14 protein-coding genes are annotated in these 18,596 nt (G+C 61.4%); 6 read left to right on the top strand and 8 right to left on the bottom strand.

Annotation, left to right across the window (positions count from 1 at the left end; all coding sequences use genetic code 11):
* Positions 1–46: 46 nt before the first annotated feature.
* Positions 47–616: a DUF2889 domain-containing protein gene (locus DIE03_RS25820; protein ID WP_124455153.1), complete on the bottom strand. Its 570-nt coding sequence runs from the start codon at positions 614–616 to the stop codon at positions 47–49.
* 309 nt (positions 617–925) lie between these two features.
* Between DIE03_RS25820 and DIE03_RS25815 the strand changes: the two genes are divergently transcribed.
* The 4 genes from DIE03_RS25815 to DIE03_RS25800 all read left to right on the top strand — a co-directional run bounded on the left by DIE03_RS25815 (position 926) and on the right by DIE03_RS25800 (position 4,610).
* Positions 926–1,396 (top strand): MaoC/PaaZ C-terminal domain-containing protein, encoded by a 471-nt coding sequence (locus DIE03_RS25815; RefSeq protein WP_230948499.1) that lies wholly within the window; start codon positions 926–928, stop codon positions 1,394–1,396.
* Between the two features lie 94 nt (positions 1,397–1,490).
* The gene (locus DIE03_RS25810; protein ID WP_059623703.1) at positions 1,491–2,969 is read left to right on the top strand and encodes an NAD-dependent succinate-semialdehyde dehydrogenase; all 1,479 of its coding nucleotides are present in this window, start codon (positions 1,491–1,493) and stop codon (positions 2,967–2,969) included.
* 38 nt (positions 2,970–3,007) lie between these two features.
* Positions 3,008–3,421 (top strand): Zn-ribbon domain-containing OB-fold protein, encoded by a 414-nt coding sequence (locus DIE03_RS25805; protein ID WP_059623705.1) that lies wholly within the window; start codon positions 3,008–3,010, stop codon positions 3,419–3,421.
* A gap of 10 nt (positions 3,422–3,431) precedes the next feature.
* Positions 3,432–4,610, top strand: a complete 1,179-nt coding sequence (locus tag DIE03_RS25800) for a thiolase C-terminal domain-containing protein (RefSeq protein ID WP_059623707.1) — start codon at positions 3,432–3,434, stop codon at positions 4,608–4,610.
* 94 nt (positions 4,611–4,704) lie between these two features.
* Here the strand turns inward: DIE03_RS25800 and DIE03_RS25795 are convergent, their stop codons facing one another.
* The 7 genes from DIE03_RS25795 to DIE03_RS25765 all read right to left on the bottom strand — a co-directional run bounded on the left by DIE03_RS25795 (position 4,705) and on the right by DIE03_RS25765 (position 15,187).
* A complete protein-coding gene (locus DIE03_RS25795) occupies positions 4,705–6,966 on the bottom strand; it encodes a glycoside hydrolase family 3 protein (protein WP_059623709.1) in 2,262 nt (753 codons plus the stop codon).
* Between the two features lie 455 nt (positions 6,967–7,421).
* The gene (locus tag DIE03_RS25790) at positions 7,422–8,600 is read right to left on the bottom strand and encodes a porin (RefSeq protein WP_059623711.1); all 1,179 of its coding nucleotides are present in this window, start codon (positions 8,598–8,600) and stop codon (positions 7,422–7,424) included.
* 694 nt (positions 8,601–9,294) lie between these two features.
* A complete protein-coding gene (locus tag DIE03_RS25785; protein WP_059623713.1) occupies positions 9,295–10,038 on the bottom strand; it encodes an SDR family NAD(P)-dependent oxidoreductase in 744 nt (247 codons plus the stop codon).
* A 123-nt stretch (positions 10,039–10,161) separates the two neighbouring features.
* Complete coding sequence (locus DIE03_RS25780) at positions 10,162–11,832, bottom strand: class I adenylate-forming enzyme family protein (RefSeq protein WP_059623714.1); 1,671 nt, start codon at positions 11,830–11,832, stop codon at positions 10,162–10,164.
* 27 nt (positions 11,833–11,859) lie between these two features.
* Entirely contained in the window at positions 11,860–12,639 is a 780-nt protein-coding gene (locus DIE03_RS25775; RefSeq protein WP_059623715.1) for an enoyl-CoA hydratase-related protein, read from the bottom strand.
* Between the two features lie 498 nt (positions 12,640–13,137).
* Entirely contained in the window at positions 13,138–13,932 is a 795-nt protein-coding gene (locus tag DIE03_RS25770) for an enoyl-CoA hydratase/isomerase family protein (RefSeq protein ID WP_059623717.1), read from the bottom strand.
* A gap of 268 nt (positions 13,933–14,200) precedes the next feature.
* Positions 14,201–15,187: an NADPH:quinone oxidoreductase family protein gene (locus DIE03_RS25765; protein ID WP_111999161.1), complete on the bottom strand. Its 987-nt coding sequence runs from the start codon at positions 15,185–15,187 to the stop codon at positions 14,201–14,203.
* Between the two features lie 503 nt (positions 15,188–15,690).
* On the opposite strand from DIE03_RS25765, the gene DIE03_RS25760 reads away from it, so the two are divergent.
* Both DIE03_RS25760 and DIE03_RS25755 read left to right on the top strand, forming a co-directional pair.
* The gene (locus DIE03_RS25760; RefSeq protein ID WP_059623724.1) at positions 15,691–16,479 is read left to right on the top strand and encodes an enoyl-CoA hydratase/isomerase family protein; all 789 of its coding nucleotides are present in this window, start codon (positions 15,691–15,693) and stop codon (positions 16,477–16,479) included.
* A 30-nt stretch (positions 16,480–16,509) separates the two neighbouring features.
* On the top strand, positions 16,510–18,585 hold the full coding sequence (locus DIE03_RS25755) for an acetate--CoA ligase family protein (RefSeq protein ID WP_111442762.1): 2,076 nt from the start codon (positions 16,510–16,512) through the stop codon (positions 18,583–18,585).
* The last annotated feature ends 11 nt before the right edge of the window (positions 18,586–18,596 follow it).

Raw genomic sequence — 18,596 nt, 5'->3', positions numbered from 1 at the left:
ACGTGAGGGACGGTCGGCGCGGTCTCCGGCGGGACCACGGTATGCATCAGTCGGCGGTGGACCGCGTCGTCGATCGGAAGTGCTGAGGCCACCGCTGCTTTACGACATCGCGATGATCCGCATACGCATAGCAACTGTTCAGGATGGTCGGTTTGCCGTTCGCGTCGACGAACTGGCTCGGCGCGCCGGTCACCCCGCGAACCCCCTGCATCATGGTCGTCGCGAGCGGAATCAGTACTTCCCTCAGATGCGTGCAGCTCGCCGGTCCCCGCAGGTTGTCTTTGACGACGGACGACCACCCCTTGCCGATACGCTGCCCGACGAGCACGTTCAAAGTCGTTTCGGCTTCCTTGCACAACGCGAACGGCGTCGCGTCCGATGCTGCCTCTATGCGATGAATCACGTATTGATCGTCGACGGTGACGCGGACCCGGAGGTCATGCAGCGGCGCGCCAGCCGGCAGCGGATCCGCTCGGCCCGAATGCTGGAAATCGAACGGTTTGGTATCGACGAGATGTGCTTCGACATCGTAGAGACCATCATCGCGCGCATACGTGCGCATATCGATCACGCGGTGATGGAGTTCGCGACGGCCGCTCGGCTCGGATAAAGGCACGGAGAATTCTCCCGGAAGTGAACGATAACGGCCCGCATGGCTGGACCGGGCTTGTCACCCGCAGCTTCAGCAATCGTCGTGCCACAAGCGCTTCTTCACTTCGGACGGCGCGGCGCGCAGCTATCCATTTGCGGGTGGCGTGCCGCGTGTCGGCGACGGCGACACAGTGTTGCCCGTCGCGACATGGTGTGCCGCCGGCCGCGCCGGACCCGCGTGCCCTTTGACGATATCGGGAAGGCACGATGATTGCTTGATTGCCAGCGATACTCATTCACACAAAGGAGATCGGCAATGTCGACCAGGCGAGGGTTGTACTGGGAGGATTTCGAAATAGGCAAGGTCATTCAAACACCGGCTCGCACGATCACGTCGACCGACATCGTGAATTTCGCCTGCCTGACCGGCGATTTCAACGAAGTCCACACGAATTGGGAGTACTGCAAGACGACGCCGTTCGGCGAGCCGATCGCGCATGGTCCGTTGATCTACGGGATCATGGGGGGGCTGCAATATGCGAGCGGCGTCAATGACGGCACGTTGCTCGCGCTGCTTCAGGTCGACCAGTGGCGCATGCTTGCGCCCGTCAAGCATGGCGACACGCTGCATGCGGAAATGACGGTTGTCGAGCGCAAGGAATCCAGCAAACCGGACCGAGGGACCGTCAAGATGAATCGTCGCTTCGTGCGACACGACGGGACGGTCGTACAGCAGATGGAAGTGACGTTGCTTTATCGCCGGCGACCGACCGGAGACAGTGAATCTGCATCGAGCGCGACCTGACGCACTCCTGGAGCACCCGGCTCGGGAGCACTCGGCAACACGGGGTGGCAGCGCACGCCACTGAACAGTGGCAGACCATACGAAGGAAGGTGAGATGTCGGACCTCAGGTCGAACGTGGATCGCACAATGGCTCGTCGAGCATATCCTCGCATCGGGCTGTATATCGACGGTGACTGGATTTATGATCGTGCCGCTTGTCACGCAGTCGAAAATCCCGGCGATGAAAGTGTGCTGGGTCCGGTCCCGCGCGCGACGCGGGAGGATCTCGAACGTGCATCGGGCGCAGCGTACCGCGCGTTCAGGACCTGGCGGGATACGGCACCCGACGAGCGCGCGGCGTTGTTGCTTCGCGTCGCCGGTTTGCTACGTGAACGCGTCGATGCGATCGCGTCGATCATTACGCTGGAGCAGGGCAAACCCGTCGCAGACGCCCGAGCGGAAGTCGAGCGCGCCCGCACGTTCCTCGAGTGGGATGCGGCACAACTGCATCGTTCGTATGGAGTCGTCGCGCCTTCCGAGCCGGGCATGCTGCGGATGGTCATCAAGCAGCCCATTGGTCCGGTGGCGGCATTCACGCCGTGGAACGTGCCGATCAGCTCTCCGTCACGGAAGATCAGCGGGGCGTTGGCGGCGGGCTGCTCCATTGTTATCAAGGCGGCCGAAGAAACGCCAGGCGCCGCATGCGCATTCGTTCAATGCTTCGTCGATGCGGGTTTGCCGTCCGGCGTACTCAACCTCGTGTTCGGCGATCCGGCGGAAATTTCGGCGGACCTGATCGCGTCGCCGGCGATCCGGATGATTACGCTGACCGGTTCAGTGCAGGTCGGCATGCATCTTTCCCAGCTTGCCGGCGCCGCGATGAAGCCGGTGCTGATGGAGCTGGGCGGGCATGCGCCGGTTCTCGTCTGCGACGGCGTCGACGTCGCCAGGATCGCGCGTCTCGCGGTGGCGGCGAAGATGCGCATGGCCGGCCAGATCTGTGCATCGCCGTCACGCTTCATCGTGCATGAGCGCGTGTACGCCGACTTCGTGGACGCATTCGCACATGCGGCCAATGAAATTCGCGTCGGCGATGGATTCGAGCCGGATGTGCAGATGGGACCGGTGATCAATGCGCGCCGGCTGGCAGCGATGGAATCGCTTGTGGCCGACGCCCGGGCCGCGGGGGCGCGCGTAGCGGCCGGCGGACATCGCATTGGCGAACGCGGCTACTTTTACGCGCCGACAGTACTCGCTGACGCGCCTGTGCACACAAAGGCGATGCGTGCCGAACCATTTGGTCCACTCGGGACATGCGTTTCCGTGAAGAACATGTGTGACGGTCTGGCCATCGCGAACAGCCTGTCGGTCGGCTTGGCTGCATACGCGTTCACGAACTCGATCGATGATGCCGAGCGCTTTACACGTGAGCTGGAGTGCGGCGTGTTGTCGATCAACCATTTCGGCGTTCCGGGCGCAGACATGCCGTTCGGGGGCGTCAAGGACAGCGGCGTCGGGCGCGAAGGTGGCGCGGAATCGCTCGACGCGTACATGGTAAGCAAGGCGGTATTGCAGAAGATAGCGCGCGTTTGACTGCGCCGGTTGAGGACGAAACAAGAGGGAGACTGACTATGGAAGCAACCCCACTACCCATTCCGGTTGCGAATGCCGATTCGCAGCCATACTGGGACGCAGCGCGAGAGCGACGCCTGCTGATTCGAAAATGCAAAGCTTGTGGCACGACTCACTTCATGCCTCGGTATCTGTGCCCGAGTTGTTGGTCCGACCAGCTCGAATGGGTTGAGAGCAGTGGGGCTGGTCACGTGCATAGCTTCACGATCATTCGGCGTGCGCCGCTTGCCTCGTTCGGTGCGCACGCGCCGTATGTCGTGGCACTGATCGATCTCGACGAGGGCCCCCGAATGCTGACCAATATCGTCGGCGATGAGGCGTTATCCGTACGAATCGGCGATCGGGTCGGCGTCACGTTCGAGGATCGTGGCGGTGGCGCGATGCTTCCGCAATTCCATCGTGTCAACGCTTGAGATCGACGATATGAAGAAAGCTGAATCGCTGAAGAACAAAGTAGCCATCGTCGGTGTGGGTGAATCCGAAATCGGGCGGGTGCCCAGTATGACGGGCTTGGGTCTGAACGCTCAGGCCGCAAAGCGCGCGTTGGATGACGCGGGTCTCAAGGTGTCGGACATTGACGGCGTACTGACTGCCTATTCCTTTACCGAGCCATACTTCATGCTGGGTTCGGTGCTTTGCGAATATCTGGGAGTCAAGCCTCGATTCAATGCGTCGCTCGTGACGGGCGGGGCCAGTCCTGCCGTGATGCTCAAGCATGCGGCCGAAGCGATCGCCTCAGGGCAGGCTGAAACCATCCTGATCTGCGCCGGGGAGAATCGCGCAACAGGTCTCACGCGCGACGCGGCAGTCGCATCGTTGATGGCGGTGGGGCATCCGTATTTCGAGCAACCGTACGGCGCGTCCATTCCCGGCTTCTACGCGATGATCGCGCAGCGGTACATGCATGAGTTGGGCACCACCCGCGAGCAATTGGCACACGTTGCGGTCAACACCCGCGAGCATGCGCTGCTGCATCCGAACGCACATATGAAGACGCCGTTGACGATCGAGCAGGTTCTGACAGCCAAGCCGATTGCGGACCCGCTTGGCATGCTCGATTGCTGTCTGATATCGGATGCCGGCGGAGCGTTCATCGTCACGTCGGCGGAGCGCGCGGCCGATTTGAAAGCCACGCCAATCTATCTGCAAGGGATCGGTGAATATCACACTCACGAGCACCTGATGTGCGCGCCGAGTCTGACCGAGTTCGGTGCCACGGAATCGGGGCGCCTCGCATACGAAATGGCGGCCCTGGGTCCCGGTGATATCGATGTGGCTCAATTGTACGACTGCTTCACGATCGTCCCGATCATCGAAATGGAAGAACTCGGCCTGTGCAAGCGTGGTGAGGGCGGTGCCTTCTTTGCCGACGGACATGCGCGCATCGGTGGCAAGCTGCCGATCAACACTCACGGTGGCATGCTCTCCCACGCCCACGCAGGCGCGGCGGGCGGTCTTTTCGGGATCGTCGAGGCGGTGCGCCAATTGAGGGGAGGTCTCGGGCCGCGCCAGGTGGAGGGTGCGGAAGTCGCGCTGGTGCATAACGAAGGGGGGATACTGTCGTCCCATTGCACCGTCATCCTCGCGAACGCGATGGGCTGACGCGCTCCACGGCTCGCGCACCATCCGGTCGATACCGTAACCGTGTGCCCGAGAGCGAGCATGGCGATACCCTCGGGCACACGGTCAGTCGCCGTTATAGCGGTTGCGTTGCGGTCAGGTCGAGCGCCTGCTGCTGGGCGTTCGGGTCGTGGGACGATCCGGCAGCGGTCAGTGTGTAACGTCCCGGGTTGACCTGCCATGCATGCGCGTCGGCATTCCACGTCGCGAACCGTCGAGCGGGAATGGTGACGCTGATCTGCCGAGATTGGCCAGGCTGCAGCATCACCTTGTTCCATCCGACGAGGCGTTGTGGCGGTTCGTTGAGGCCGGCCGGCAGCGACGCATAGATTTGCGCGACTTCAGCGCCTACGCGCGCACCGGTGTTCGTGATGGTCAGCGTGACGGTCACGTTGTCCGAACCGTCGCGCTGAGCAGTCATCCCGGAGTAGGCGAACGTCGTGTACGACAATCCGAACCCGAATGGGAACAACGGCTGGATATTTTTTGCGTCGTACCAGTGGTAGCCAACGAGAAGGCCTTCGCCATAATTGACGTTCAGGTTGCTCGGATCGATCGACGGCTGCGGGAGATCCGAATCTTGCTGCGCAAACGTGATCGGCAGCTTGCCTGACGGATTTGCATCGCCAAACAGCACGTCGGCAATAGCCTGGCCACCTTCCACGCCCGGGTACCAGGTCTCGAGTACGCCATGTACGCTCGCCAGCCATGGCATCAGGACGGGACTGCCGTTTTCGAGCACGACTATGACGCGCTTCGCTTTCGACGCGACTGCAGTGATCAGCGCGTTCTGATCGTAGTGCTGATTGAATGGATCGGCATTCGCATCGGGCAGTGCGAGAGTCGGGAGGTCGCGTCCCTCCGTTTCGAACTGCGTCGCGAAAACGATTGCCACGTCGGCCTGCGCAGCCGCGTTGGCGGCAGCGGTCGCGTCCGCGCCATCGAGATAGGTCATGGTGGCATTTGGTGCTTTTGCCTTGATTGCGGCGAGCGGTGACGATTCGTACCAGATCGCGCAATCGGGTGGGAAGAAGCTGGTCGATTGACAGCTGGTTATCGCATTGCCGTTCACTGCGGGCACCGCGCCCGAGCCGCCACCCGAAATGACCCCAATGTTCGCGTGTCCTCCGATCACGACGATCGAGGAAAGTGCGGATCCGAGGAGTGGAAGGACTGGTTGATTGCCACCGGGCGGCGTGCCGTTTTTCAGCAACACGAATGACTGACGCGCAATCGACAGCGCATCGGCATTGCCGGCCGCTTGATCGATCGTACCGCCGGGGCTGGGTGGATTGTCCATCACGCCAGTCGCGATAAGCGTTCGAACCTTGCGCAAGACCATATCGTTCAGCCGCGACATCGGAACGGTGCCCGCCGCGATCGCGGCCTTCAGCTTCGTGCTGAAGTACGAAATGATCGTGAACCCTGGGACCTTGTTCCAATCGGCGCCCGCATCACCGGGTTGCTCTTCGTCGAGGCCGGCCATTGCCGCTGCGACCGTGCTGTGCGTGCCGGTCCAATCGGACTGCACCATACCCTGGAAGCCCCACTCATTCTTCAGGACGGTGGTCAACAAGTACGGGTTCTCGCACGCATAGATTCCATTGACGAGGTTGTACGAGCACATCACGTTGCCCGGTTTGCCTTCCTTGACGCCGATCTCGAACGCCAGCAGTTCGGTTTCGCGCATTGTGCGCTCGTCAACGACGGAATTGCTCGTCATCCGATTCGTTTCCTGGCCGTTCATTGCGAAGTGCTTGATCGTCGCGATCACGTTCTTTGACTGCGTGCCGGAAGTGCGCGCGGCGCTCATCGTTCCCGCGAGCACCGGGTCTTCCCCCATGTACTCGAATGTTCGGCCATTACGCGGTTCGCGCGCGAGGTTGACGCCACCGCCCAGACCTTCGGCGTAACCGAGCGCACGAAGCTCGGTCGCGATGCGCGCGCCGTACGCGGTCGCGAGCTGAGGATCCCAGGTTGCCGCGAGTGCGATGGGGGCGGGCAACGCCGTCGCGCCGGAATTGGCCACGTTCACTCCGCCCGCAGAGTCGGCGCTCGCGATCGGAGGAATACCGAGCCTGGGGATTCCCGGTATATAGCCCGCGCCTTTCGCCCATGACGGGAACGGGCCGCCGAGACCGGCGCCAGGCATCCCGTTTCCATGTACAAGCTGGATCTTCTCCTCCGTAGTCATTTGAGCGACGTATGCAGCGGCTCGGGAATCGACATTCGTATTGCCGGTCGACGAGTCGGAGGTGGTGTCGGAGCCGCACGACGCAAGCGCGACGACGAGCGGCGACACACTGGCGACGGCCAGATACCGTATCGAGTTCTTCAAGGAAATGTCTCCCAATGGATTTTTTTAAATCGATATTTATGTTGCGGTTGTAACGTTTGCGACGTTATATAGGGGTGACGATGTAGTCAAGAAAAAAATGGAATGTAGTTTTTATTTCAAAAACATTTATTTGTTATTCGATGATGAAGGCTTGTGGATGGAATTTATTTGTGTCGTCGATGAGTACACGAAAAATTGAGATTGATTTCGGTAAGGACATTTTTGGGAGTTTGGTGCCATAGAGAGAGAAAGCGCTGCTTGCGGGGGATTCGGACGTCGGAACGCTTCGGAGGAGGGTCGCTGGCAGTCGTGCAAAGCTGAACGGGTAGCGGCAGTCGGCCAGTCTCGAATGGAAAATAATCTTCCGTTGACGGAAGCGACGACAAGCGGGAATATTCGAAAAATCACACGCGGCCGCCTCGTCTCGAGGCGGCCGCGTGTAATCCGGCGCGTAATTAGAATCGATGCCGCAGCGATACGCGGATCAGGAACTGGTGATTGTTTGAAGAATCGCCAAGGTTGTCGATGTCGGCAACGGCGGGCGTGCCCACCGACGAGGTCCCGGACGCGCGCTGCCAGCCCACCGTTCCGTAAATATCGGTTCGTTTGGAAAACAGGTAGTCCGCCAGAATGGCGACTTGATTGTAGTGTTGGCCACCCACTGTCGTGCCGGTCGCCGTATGCACGGCTCGGCCGTTCAGATAGTCGTAGGCGATGCCGGCGAAAAAGGTCGGCGCGAATTGATACTGCGCGCCCACGTCGAAGTTGTTGAAACGCGCGGAGCCGCTCGCAAACCCGGCGCCCAATTGCCCGTATTGAACGTTCGAGTAGGATGCCGCGAGCGTCAATGCGCCGATTCTGTAGTTGGCGGCGACCAGGGCCGTTTGATACGCTTGCGCGCTCTTGTACCCCTTGTTGAGGGAAAGAGCCAGTGGGGAGGCGCCGCTCACGTTATCGGTGAAGAATCCGGATCCGGCGGTCGCAGCGGTCGGATTCTTGAAGTATTCGAAACCGGCGCCGATCTGCAGCGGGCCATATTGATAGGACGTTCCCAATGAATACCCGCTGTTGGCGGTGAGATTCCCCGCAACGCCGCCCACACTATATTCACCGCCGAACTTCAGGCCGTTGAAATTCGGACTCATGTAGCGAATGGCATTGTTGACGCGCACCGTATTCGCGCCGTTGTCGATATCCCCCGGGTGCACCGCGGCAGGGCCGCCGATTAAGCTGGCTGCGGTCAGCGGCAGAGGATAGTAGTAGATCATGTCGTACTGGCGGCCGAGGGTGATGGTACCGAGACGGTCGCTGCTCAGACCGACGAAAGCCTGACGGCCAAACGCGGTGCCCCCTTGGCCGAACGCGCCGTTGTTCAGGTTGACGCCGGATTCGATCGTGAAGATCGCTTTCATCCCGCCGCCAAGGTCCTCGCTGCCGATCATCCCCCACCGGCTGCCAAAGATGCCGCTCAGTGAATCAAGAAAGACTCTCCGACCACCTTCGTTGTTGTTCTGGAACATGATGCCTTCGTCGATGACCCCGTAGAGGGTGATGTTGCTTTGAGCATGTGCTGCTGCTGCGAATGCGCCGGCGAGGGAAGCGCAAAGAATTTTCCGTGTGAAAGTCTTGTTCATGATTAGGTATACGAAGTATTGTATGAATATTGGCACCGCTGAGCCGATATTTATCCGACATGGCCGTCGCGCCTACTCGGCCGCAGGGGCTCGAAAGTCCGCTGAATGCGGACGATATATCGGTAGGCGCAGGCTGAATGCGGGTGTGCAGCGCGATGTCTGAATGGCGAGAAATTGAATTGACGTGCTTCTGCGAACATCTCCTTCGGGTCGAGGACAACGCGTGGCAGGTCACGCACGCCTTGTCGGTTACGGTGCGTTCGGATGAGAATGATCGAGTGCGGGCAGCGGATGCTCGCCAGGCGTCGATGCGGGTCGACGTGCGATTACGAAGGAGGGCTGATCGTCACGGAAGTCTCCAATTGATGCGTTCTTTTATTTGCTGGCGTCACCGAACGATTCGGTCATACGTGGCAGCTGTTATCGATAACGCAACGTCCGTGCCAGTGAGACAGCGCTGTGTCAGGCTGATGTCATGTGTCGCGCGCCAGCCGTGACGGCGCGCGGCGCGCTATTGCGTTGTGCGTCCGTGTCATCGTGTTCGAGCGTGTTTTTGATTTCGACAGTGATGTACTTGGGGACAACAGATCACGATCCTGGGTGTCTCGCATGGCGAGAAGGGTCGTGCGTCAGCGGGACACGTGTACCGCTCGGCAAGGCCGCGCCACCGCGACCTTGCGCGACTGCTGAACCGTCAGTGTGCGATTCCTTGCCCGCCGTCAACGTAAATCGTTTCCCCGGTCAGGAACGTCGTTCCATGCGCAAACAGCGTCGCCACAAGCGTGCCGATTTCCTCAGCACTACCGGGACGACCCCGCGGAATCCGCTTTTCGAGATACGCAGACAGGGAACCTGACGCGATCATGTCGGCGTTCAGGTCAGTGTGAATGTAACCGGGCGCGATGTTGATGACGCGAATTCCCTTGCTGGCCCACTCGACGGCCAGACAGCGGGTGATGGCTCCGACGGCTGCCTTGCTCGCACAGTACGCGAGGTTGCGTTTGACGCCGAGCTTGTCGAAGAAGGAGCCGATATTGACGATCAGCGCATTACCTGCCGATACGAGATGGGGGTAGGCGGCCTGACATGCAGCGATGACAGACGTCGCGTTCATGTCCATCACCTGATGCCACTCATCGAGAGAAAGCTCCGCTGACGGGGCGTCGATGTGCAATCCCGCGTTATTGACGAGGCCGACGATACGCCATCCTTCTTGGGCGAGCGCTCCCAGTACTGTCTTGAGGTCGTCCGGACGCATGACGTCCGCGGTGCGCGGCAGCCAGCGCGCGGACACGTCGGGACTGACGTCGGAAAATGGCGGCAGCGCGCCCGAACGTGACAGACACGCCACATGGAGGCCCTGCTGGGCCAGCGCTAGCGCGATGCCGGCGCCAATGCCACGGCTCGCGCCGGTTACGACTATGCAATCACGGGTCATGAAGACTACTCCAGGGAAACGATTGCGGTGTTGGAGAGCGAGTCGACAGTCGTACGCGGCCATCGACGCGCGGTTCGACTTTCAGCCCTCGCAACACATGCAGAATTGCGGATCGGAAATATGTCAGGCGGCGCGAAACCGTACAGGAGCGGGCGCGATACGGCCGTCTCGTACCCACTGGACCAACTCGCGCTTCAGGATCTTGCCGCTGGCGGTCAGCGGAAACGCTGGCAGCACGACGAAGTACTCGGGCATGTCGAACTTCGATAGCCCTTCTCGGGCCAGATGCGCAAGCAACTCTTCGGCGGCGGGTGGCGCGCCGTCGCCGATAATCGCAAGGCACACCTTTTCCCCGAGGCGCTCGTCTGGTACACCGAATGCCGCCGCTTTCTTGACGGCAGGATGACGATGAGCGAACTCCTCGATGTGCGACGGATGAATGTTGTGGCCGCCGCGTATGATCAGATCCTTTTTGCGCCCGACGATTTCGAGGTTGCCGTCGCCATCGAAGCGCCCCAGGTCGCCGCTCATGAACCAGCCGCTGCTGTTGAAGGACGATTCGGTGGCAGACTGATTGTCGAAGTAGCCAAGCATCAGCACGCCGCCGCGGCCGCCGATTTCGCCGACTTCGCCGGGAACGGCCTCCAGATCGGGGTTGTCGGGTTGCCAGAGGCGCACCTCGTATCCGTTACATGCCTTTCCGCATGTCGCGGTAATGACGTCCATCAAATCGGTGGGGCTGGTGTATTGATGCGAGCCGTTTTCCGTCATCCCGTACACGTTCTGCGGCGTTGCGCCAAGCGCGAGGAGCTTGCGGGCGGTTTCGCTCGGAATCAAGCTTCCGGCCATGTAGAAAACCTTGACGGAGCCGAGCTGGGTGACGCCGCGTCGCTCGATTTCCTGCAGCAGGTCGATTGCGTGCGTGGGGACACCCATCACGTAGGTGGCCTCGGTGGATACGATCCAATCGAGCGGCGCGATGGCGGCGGTGGGATCGTAAATGACCAGCTCGCAGCCTGCGACGAGCGCTTGTTCGAAGGCCACTGTGCCGACATGATGACTCAGAGGACTCAAAGTGAGCAGTACGGTGTCGCTGGTTTGTTTCCAGTCGGATACCAATGCGCGCCCGTTTGCGAGCAGCGTGTTGTCGCTGTGCATCACGCCTTTCGGCGCGCCGGTCGTGCCGCTCGTGAATGCCAGGTAGACGACTTGATCGGGATTCTGGCTCGGCGGCGGAAGAGGAATTTGCGACATGTGTCCCGGAATCGGGAACGGGTGGGTTCCGGGCGGCGTGTCGGGATCGGCTGCACGCAATGAAGGCAGCGCATAGACGCGCTTGACGTGACTCAAAGCGCTGGCGGCCGAGAATACATCGGCCCGATCGGCATCCGCGCCCCAGCCGGGCTGGGCAAACAACGCCCGGCATTCGATGCGGCCGAGCATCGACAGAATCTCGGCAACCGTATAGTTCTGATGCAACGACGGGTTGCAGACGTATCCATTGCGCGAGCACGCCAGTTGAATGACCGTCATTTCGACGCGGTTTGGGAGCCATACGGACACGCGATCGCCGCTGCACAGTCCGCTGTCATGGAGATCGGCGGCGACGGCGTCCGCCCATGCGACGAGCGCGCTCCAGGTCAGGCGCCTGGTGCTGTCTCTCACGGCGAAAGCGGTGCCTCGCTCGGTTGCATGGCGTCTCGCGAGCGAGTAAAGCGTGTCGGTTTGCCAGATTCCGGTCAGATAGTGTTTTCGGGCCGTTGCCGGATCATGCAAGGTAAGGAGATGCGACATGGTCGGGAGCTCCAGGAGTCGTGCGCGTTAATGGCCGAATCGCGTTGCATCCGGCGCCCTGCGGTCGGCGAATGCATCGGCCAGTTCCGCGTGCTCGCCGGAGTCGAGGTATGCGCGCAGCAGCAGATCGTGCGCCATGCGTGACAGGCCGGACACACCGCCGTGGCGCGCGTTGAATGCGGCCTTGATCGATGCGAGTGCGAATGCGCCGCGGTCGGCGATTTCGAGCGCCAACTTGCGCGTCGCCTCCTGGAGTTCCGCGTCGGGAACCACGTGATTGACGAGGCCCCAGTCGAGCGCTTCTCGTGCAGTCAACTTGGGGTTGCGATACCACATCTCTTTCGCGCGCTTTTTGCCGACGAGATCTTCGAGATACCAGGTGCCGTAGCCGCCATCGAAACTGCCGACCATCGGTCCGACTTGTCGGAACACCGCGCTTTCCTTCGCGATGGTGATATCGCACACGACCTGCAGCACGTTGCCGCCACCTACGGCGTAGCCGTTGACCGATGCGATCACCGGTTTTTGCAGCCGGTCGATGCTCTCGTACATTTCCAGGGTTGGCAGGACGCCTGCATACAGCAGCGAGTCCTCCATGCCCTCCTTGCGGCCTCCCGTACAAAAGAACTTGTCGCCGGCTCCGGTAATCACGACGACGCGCGTGCGCGTCTCGCGACGGATTTCGTTGATGCAATCGCGAATCTCGTGGCACATGCGCGGCGTGAACATGTTGCCGTCTTGCGGGCGATTGAGCGTGATGGTGCCGATCGGGCCGTCTTCCTGATAAATGATTTCTTCGAATTGCATGGACTGTCCTTTCAGAGCGATGCGCAGTGCGCGAAGTTGACGAATTCCGGACGATCGCGATGGACCGCGACAGCGCAATTGGGGCCTTGTGCTCAAACCGATGGCAGCTGGCGCGAGCGCCGCGAATGTCGTCACGGCGTCTGATCTGCAAGCTTCGTGCCAAACGGGGGTGTGGCGGGCGATCTCGATTGCGTCCGGAAAACGCGGTACCCGGATCTGGTCGAACCGCCGGCAAGTGTCCGCGGCGACGACAGTGGTTGGCCGTGCTCAGGTGATTTCCGTGCAGACACCACCGGTCACATTGCAGTGCACAGTGCCGACCGCCGATGTACTGGCATACCGGGATGAGACTGCGCGATGCTGGCGTCGCGCTGCGACCCCGGATAAAAAAGATGCCCGCCTAGAGGGCGGGCGATATTCGCGGTAACGCCGTCGACGGCAAGCGTGAGGCCAAGCGGCCGCCTCATGGTCGCGTCGGGAGCGAGTACTTGCCGCGGCTTATTGGTCCGATGCGGCTCGGCTGAAGTCCGCAGGGCGGCCGTCCAGGGCGGCGCCGAGTCCTTCCTGAAACTCGGGACTGGACATGGCCAGAATCTGCCCGAATCCTTCGAACGCGAGCATGTCCTGAAGGCTTGTTTCGAAACTGCGCGCCATCAGGTTCTTGGCAAGCCCCATGACCTCGGCGGGACCATTCGCGAGACGCGTGGCTTCCGCGAGTCCGGCTTCATCGACCTTCTCGTCGGGCACCACCTGTGCAACGAGCCCCAGCTCGAGCGCGTCCTGCGCGGACAGCGTCGCGCCGCTGTACAGCAGCCGCTTCGCAGCCGCCATACCGATGAGCCGCGGAAGGTGGTACATCGTTCCAATGTCGGGGACCACGCCGATACGGAAGAATCCGGGGATGAACTTCGCCCCCTCGCCGGCGATCAGCAGGTCGCCTGTCAGCGCGAGGCCGAATCCTCCTCCCACTGCCTGGCCTCGTACGCCCACGACGACCGGCTTGTCGAGCGTGATGAGCGGGGTCAGCCATGTGCTGAGACCGCGAAAGCGCCGATGGACGGCCCAGGGTGCGGACGCATTTTTCAACATGTTCAGATTTCCCCCGGAGCAGAACGTCGGACCTTCGCCCGTGAGATAAACCGCGCGCACCGCGCGACTGTTCTGCGCGCGTTCGATCGCATCGCCGAGCTGTTCCCGCAGTTCCGTCGTCAACGCATTGCGGTCGGCAGGGCTACAGAGCCGGATGACGAGTACGGAACCTTCGACCGAGGTGTTCACCAACTGTTGGGTCATGCGATGTCTCCTGGACGCTGCTTTGACGAGTGATTGCGGATGCATGCAATCGCCATGCCAATCCGCCTGGTTCGCGTGGTGGGCACTCAGCGCCCGGGGAATGCGTTTTTGCAGAACACGGATGTGCCCGGGCGGCAGACACGCGATACACGTACGAACGTCGACGTATCGAGCAACGAGCGCCGGCATGGAGGTCGCGCAATCGAGCTCTTACGCGCTCGTCGCGCATCGGACACGCCAGAGAACACGGCCCGATTCAACTCCGCGTTCAGTCCATCGTCAGTACGACGCGCCCCGTCGCGCGACGCGTGGCGATCAGCCGGAGGGCTTCGGAAAAGTGGCTCAGCGCAATCGTTTGCATGATATTGGCGCTCAGCGTCCCCTTGGCCCACATGGATGCCATGACCGTGTGCGCTTGTGCGACCTTCCATGGCTGCCGATCGCGATAGTCTGTCCATTGCAATCCGCTGACCGTAGCGTTCTTTACGAGCAGGTGGCCGGCCTTGACTTCGGGAATTCGTCCGGCGGCGAAACCGACAGTGACGATTCGGCCATCCCATGCAAGCGCACGCAGCGACGCATCGAAGATTTCGCCACCGAGCATATCGATCACGATGTCCGCGCCTCGGCTCTCAGTCGCAGTGTGGACCTGGGTGCGAAGGCTGTTGCGCAGATCGGGTGCACTCAGGTCGATGATGCTGCAAGGTACGTCGCTCAGCAGGGTTCTCGCACGCTCCGGTGAATTCACGCCTGCGAGGACTGTCGCGCCCATCGCTCGTGCAATCTGCACGGCGGCATACCCGACTGCGCCTGTGGCGCCATTGACGAGGACGGTGTCGCCGGGCCAGCGGCCGCGTTCCATCAGTGCGAACCATGCCGTTTGCGCCGGAAGGCCGAGGACGGCCGCCTCCGTGAACGCCATACCGTCGGGCAGCGGCAGGCATTGATCTTCGTGCGCGAGCGCCTGCGTTGCGAAAGCGCCCCATTCCACATGGATCAGCACGTGATCTCCAGGTTTGACCCGCGTGACGCCCGCTCCGACGATGCGTACGACACCCGCCGCTTCCTTCCCCGCGGTGAACGGCAATGGCGGGCGCGTTTGATATTGACCGGAAATCACGAGCAGATCCGGATAATTGATCGCAGCGCTCTTGACGTCGATGACGACCTCGTGATGCCCCGGTTCGAGATCGGGAAGCTCCTCAAGCGTATGAGTTTCAGCCAGGCCGAGCGTCTTGATCCGAACCGCGCGCATTGATGTTCCTCCGCTTTTTTTCGATATGGCCGAGTGCTTCCAGCTATGCCGGGTGAGTTCGCTGGGCCGCGTGTATCGCTTGCAATGCGCGTGCCATCTTCGCCGCAGGCTGGATCGGCCACCAGCCCGCGCGGCATGTCTCTGGATCGCGCGCGGCATTTCACTCGTGTCCGCGTCGCGGACACTTTGCAATGCGCCCGTCCGCCTGATGTACATGATCGAGAACGTGTGTGTGCGGTCGCCGCCGGCAGCGCGGGCTCCGACGGCCGATAGCGGTTGCAAAACGACTCATGGTGATCGATGGCATGCATGTTGCTGAGATGACGTGTCGAAAAGCACGCGAGGTGGGCTGACGAGGATACCGTTCGGCGCGCCCCAACCGAAGCCTCGACCGAAAGACCCGTGAAGGAGGAGGCGAGTGGATCAGGCGACATCAGAGGAAATCGATGCGATACACGACGTGCTGAAGCATTTAGAACAAGCGGAGTAGTGAGGATGACGATATGGTGGATCAACTGAAATTCGAAATCGATCGTGGCATTGCGACGATTACGCTCAATCGTCCGGACAAGCTGAACGCCTTTACCGAGGCGATGCAGGACGTATGGCTCGAGGCGCTTGAGGAGTGCCGTGCGAATCCGGAGATTCGCGTCGTCGTGATGACTGGTACCGGGCGCGCATTCACGACGGGTGGTGACATCGAGACCTTTTCCGAGTCGGCAGCGCAGACGCCGGCGAATATCAAGGCGCGAGTAGCCGATGGCGTACAGCGTCTGCCACGCAAGATCACCGAGCTCGACAAGCCGGTAATCGCAGCGTTGAACGGTCTGGCGACAGGCGGTGGTCTGGATATCGCCCTCGCATGCGACATCCGTTTCGCAGCGCAGAGTGCGCGCTTTGCCGAGACCTACGTGCGCATGGGACTGATTCCCGGCGTCGGCGGGGCGTATCTGCTGCCGCGCATCGTCGGGATGTCGAAGGCGCTCGAGATGTTCTGGACAGCGGACTGGGTGGAGGCGTGCGATGCGGAACGAATCGGTCTGGTGAACAGGGTATTTCCCGACGCGGAGTTGATGGACGAGACGTATGCGTTCGCACGCCGGATCGCGGACGGGCCGCCGCTTGCCGTGCAGTTGATCAAGCGAGTGATGCGGTTTGGTCTGGACAAAGACCTTCAGACGGCTCACGAACTGGTGGCTGCGAATCTGCCGATCGTACGCGCGAGCGAGGACCATCAGGAAGCGGTGAATGCGTTCAAGGAGAAGCGCACACCTAAATTCATTGGGCGCTGACAGCGCTGTCGACTCGAGAAGAAACGGAATATGGACAGACAGGCATTCGAGAAGTTTATTGAACCGCGCAGCGTCGCGATCGTCGGCGCATCACCGCAGCCGGGTAGTCCGCGCAATTCGCTGGTGCGTGTGCTGTTGAAGCATGGATTTGACGGCACCGTGTATCCGGTGAGCCCGAACCACGCCGAGGTAGAAGGGCTGAAGGCGTATCCGTCGGTGGCGGAATTGCCGGAAGTGCCGGACGTTGCGCTGGTGATCACGCCGGCTCACACAGTGCCGGGCGTCATTGCGGAGTGCGGTGAGAAGGGGATACGCAGCGCGATTGTCTTCAGTTCCGGATTCGAAGAGACGGAAGCCGGAAAGGAACATGCGCAGCGCCTGGCCGAAGCGGCGCGGGAGCACGGTGTGGCGGTAATCGGCGCCAACTGTCAGGGCGTGTGGTCGGTTCGTCGGCGCGTCATGATGACGTTCGGATCGGCAGCAATGAGTCTTCCGGCGCTCAAGCACGCGCCGATCGCGGTCGTCAGCCAGAGTGGCGCGCTTGCCGGGGCAATCGGCAATTTCCTGCAGAGCAACGGGATCGGATGCTCGTACATCGTCAGCGTCGGCAATGAGACATGCGCCGATGCGCTCGACGTACTCGAACACATCGTCGAGCAGGACGATGTGCGCGTGGTCGCGCTCTACATCGAAGGACTCGATGAAGCGAGCCGGATCGTGAGGATCGCCGAGCGTGCGCGAGAACGCGGTGTGCAAATCGTCGCATTGAAGGCTGGCCGATCGACGATCGGCCAGCAGGCGACGGCGTCGCACACCGGGAAAATTGCTTCGGCGCACGCGGTCTATGCGGATGTGCTAGAGCAGGCAGGGGTGATCACGGTCGACAGCCTGATCGATGCAATGTCGGCGGTCGAGGTGCTGGCGTATCTGCCGTCACCGCGCTTGAGCGGCGATAGGCAGGGGGGGCTGGCCGTGTTGAGTTCGTCGGGCGGGGCAGGCGCGCTGCTCGCCGACCACAGCAGTGAATATGGGATCTCGATGGCGGAATTCGGCCTGCAAACCGCAGCAGAACTGGAGCGGGTTCTGCCGGCGTTCGCACGGACAGCCAATCCGGTGGATTTAACGGGGCAGATTCAGAGCGTGCCGACGCTGTTCCGTGACACGTGTTTCGCTATCGAGGCGGAGCCGAGGGCGGAGGCACTGATCGTGCAGTTTGCCAGTAGCGGTCGTCGGTACCTCGAGCCGAACGCCGAAGTGTTCAAGAAAGTGGCGCAGTCCATGCCGGTGGTGCTGAGTTTCATCGGGGAGTTGCCGGATCACGAGGCGCGCCGGTCGTTCAGGGAGGCGGGCGTGCTGCTGGTCGCGGATCCGTCCCATGCGATGAAAGCGCTGTCGTTGCTGTACAAGCGTACTCGGATGCTGTCATTGCCAAGATCAGAGATTCGGACGCCATTGGCGAGCCGGGCGGCGCCGCAGGATTGGACGCAGACGATGCGGTTTTGCGCTGAGAGCGGGATGACGCCCGCGAAGTGGGCGGTGCTTGGGCCGGAGGACCGCGCGTCGGACGCATGTGCCGGAATGGCCTACCCGCTGGTCGTGAAAGTACTGCCATCGGAATGCGAGCACAAGACCGAGCTTGGCCTGGTGAAGTTGCGCGTTCAAACCGCGGAGGAGGTCGATGCGTGTGCGCGCGAGTTTCGCGAGCGGGTAGGCAGACCTGATATGGGTGTGCTGGTTCAGGAAATGATCAGTGATGGCGTAGAGATCGTCGTGTCGTGCATGAGGCAGACGGACTTCGGACCGATCATCTCGATCGGCTCCGGTGGCGTCGCGGTGGAACTGTACCGCGACATGTCGCACCTGGCGCTGCCGGTGACTGCCGATCAGGTTCGTCAGGCGCTTCGGAAGCTGAAGCTATGGACGCTTCTGGAAGGTTTCCGTGGAAAGCCTGCGGCGGACCTGGACGCGCTGGTGGCGGCTGCAGTGCGGTTTGGCGACATGTTCCTCGCGAGCCCGGCGATCCAGGAGTTCGAGATCAACCCGGTGATCGTGAAGTCTCGTGGCCGGGGACTGGGTGCCGTCGATGCGCTGGTGACGGTGCAGTGAAAGAATGCCGG

This window comes from Burkholderia sp. Bp8992 (assembly GCF_003853705.1).
In the GTDB taxonomy this organism is placed as follows: domain Bacteria; phylum Pseudomonadota; class Gammaproteobacteria; order Burkholderiales; family Burkholderiaceae; genus Burkholderia.
Note: the sequence above shows the minus strand (reverse complement) of the source record. Positions and strands in the feature narration are given on the sequence as shown.

Coding starts and splice junctions, on each gene's coding strand:
- DIE03_RS25790 (WP_059623711.1), bottom strand. CDS start 8,600: ATGAACAAGACTTTCACACGGAAAATTCTTTGCGCTTCCCTCGCCGGC.
- DIE03_RS25755 (WP_111442762.1), top strand. CDS start 16,510: ATGGACAGACAGGCATTCGAGAAGTTTATTGAACCGCGCAGCGTCGCG.
- DIE03_RS25775 (WP_059623715.1), bottom strand. CDS start 12,639: ATGCAATTCGAAGAAATCATTTATCAGGAAGACGGCCCGATCGGCACC.
- DIE03_RS25780 (WP_059623714.1), bottom strand. CDS start 11,832: ATGTCGCATCTCCTTACCTTGCATGATCCGGCAACGGCCCGAAAACAC.
- DIE03_RS25770 (WP_059623717.1), bottom strand. CDS start 13,932: ATGACCCAACAGTTGGTGAACACCTCGGTCGAAGGTTCCGTACTCGTC.
- DIE03_RS25810 (WP_059623703.1), top strand. CDS start 1,491: ATGTCGGACCTCAGGTCGAACGTGGATCGCACAATGGCTCGTCGAGCA.
- DIE03_RS25800 (WP_059623707.1), top strand. CDS start 3,432: ATGAAGAAAGCTGAATCGCTGAAGAACAAAGTAGCCATCGTCGGTGTG.
- DIE03_RS25785 (WP_059623713.1), bottom strand. CDS start 10,038: ATGACCCGTGATTGCATAGTCGTAACCGGCGCGAGCCGTGGCATTGGC.
- DIE03_RS25765 (WP_111999161.1), bottom strand. CDS start 15,187: ATGCGCGCGGTTCGGATCAAGACGCTCGGCCTGGCTGAAACTCATACG.
- DIE03_RS25760 (WP_059623724.1), top strand. CDS start 15,691: ATGGTGGATCAACTGAAATTCGAAATCGATCGTGGCATTGCGACGATT.
- DIE03_RS25805 (WP_059623705.1), top strand. CDS start 3,008: ATGGAAGCAACCCCACTACCCATTCCGGTTGCGAATGCCGATTCGCAG.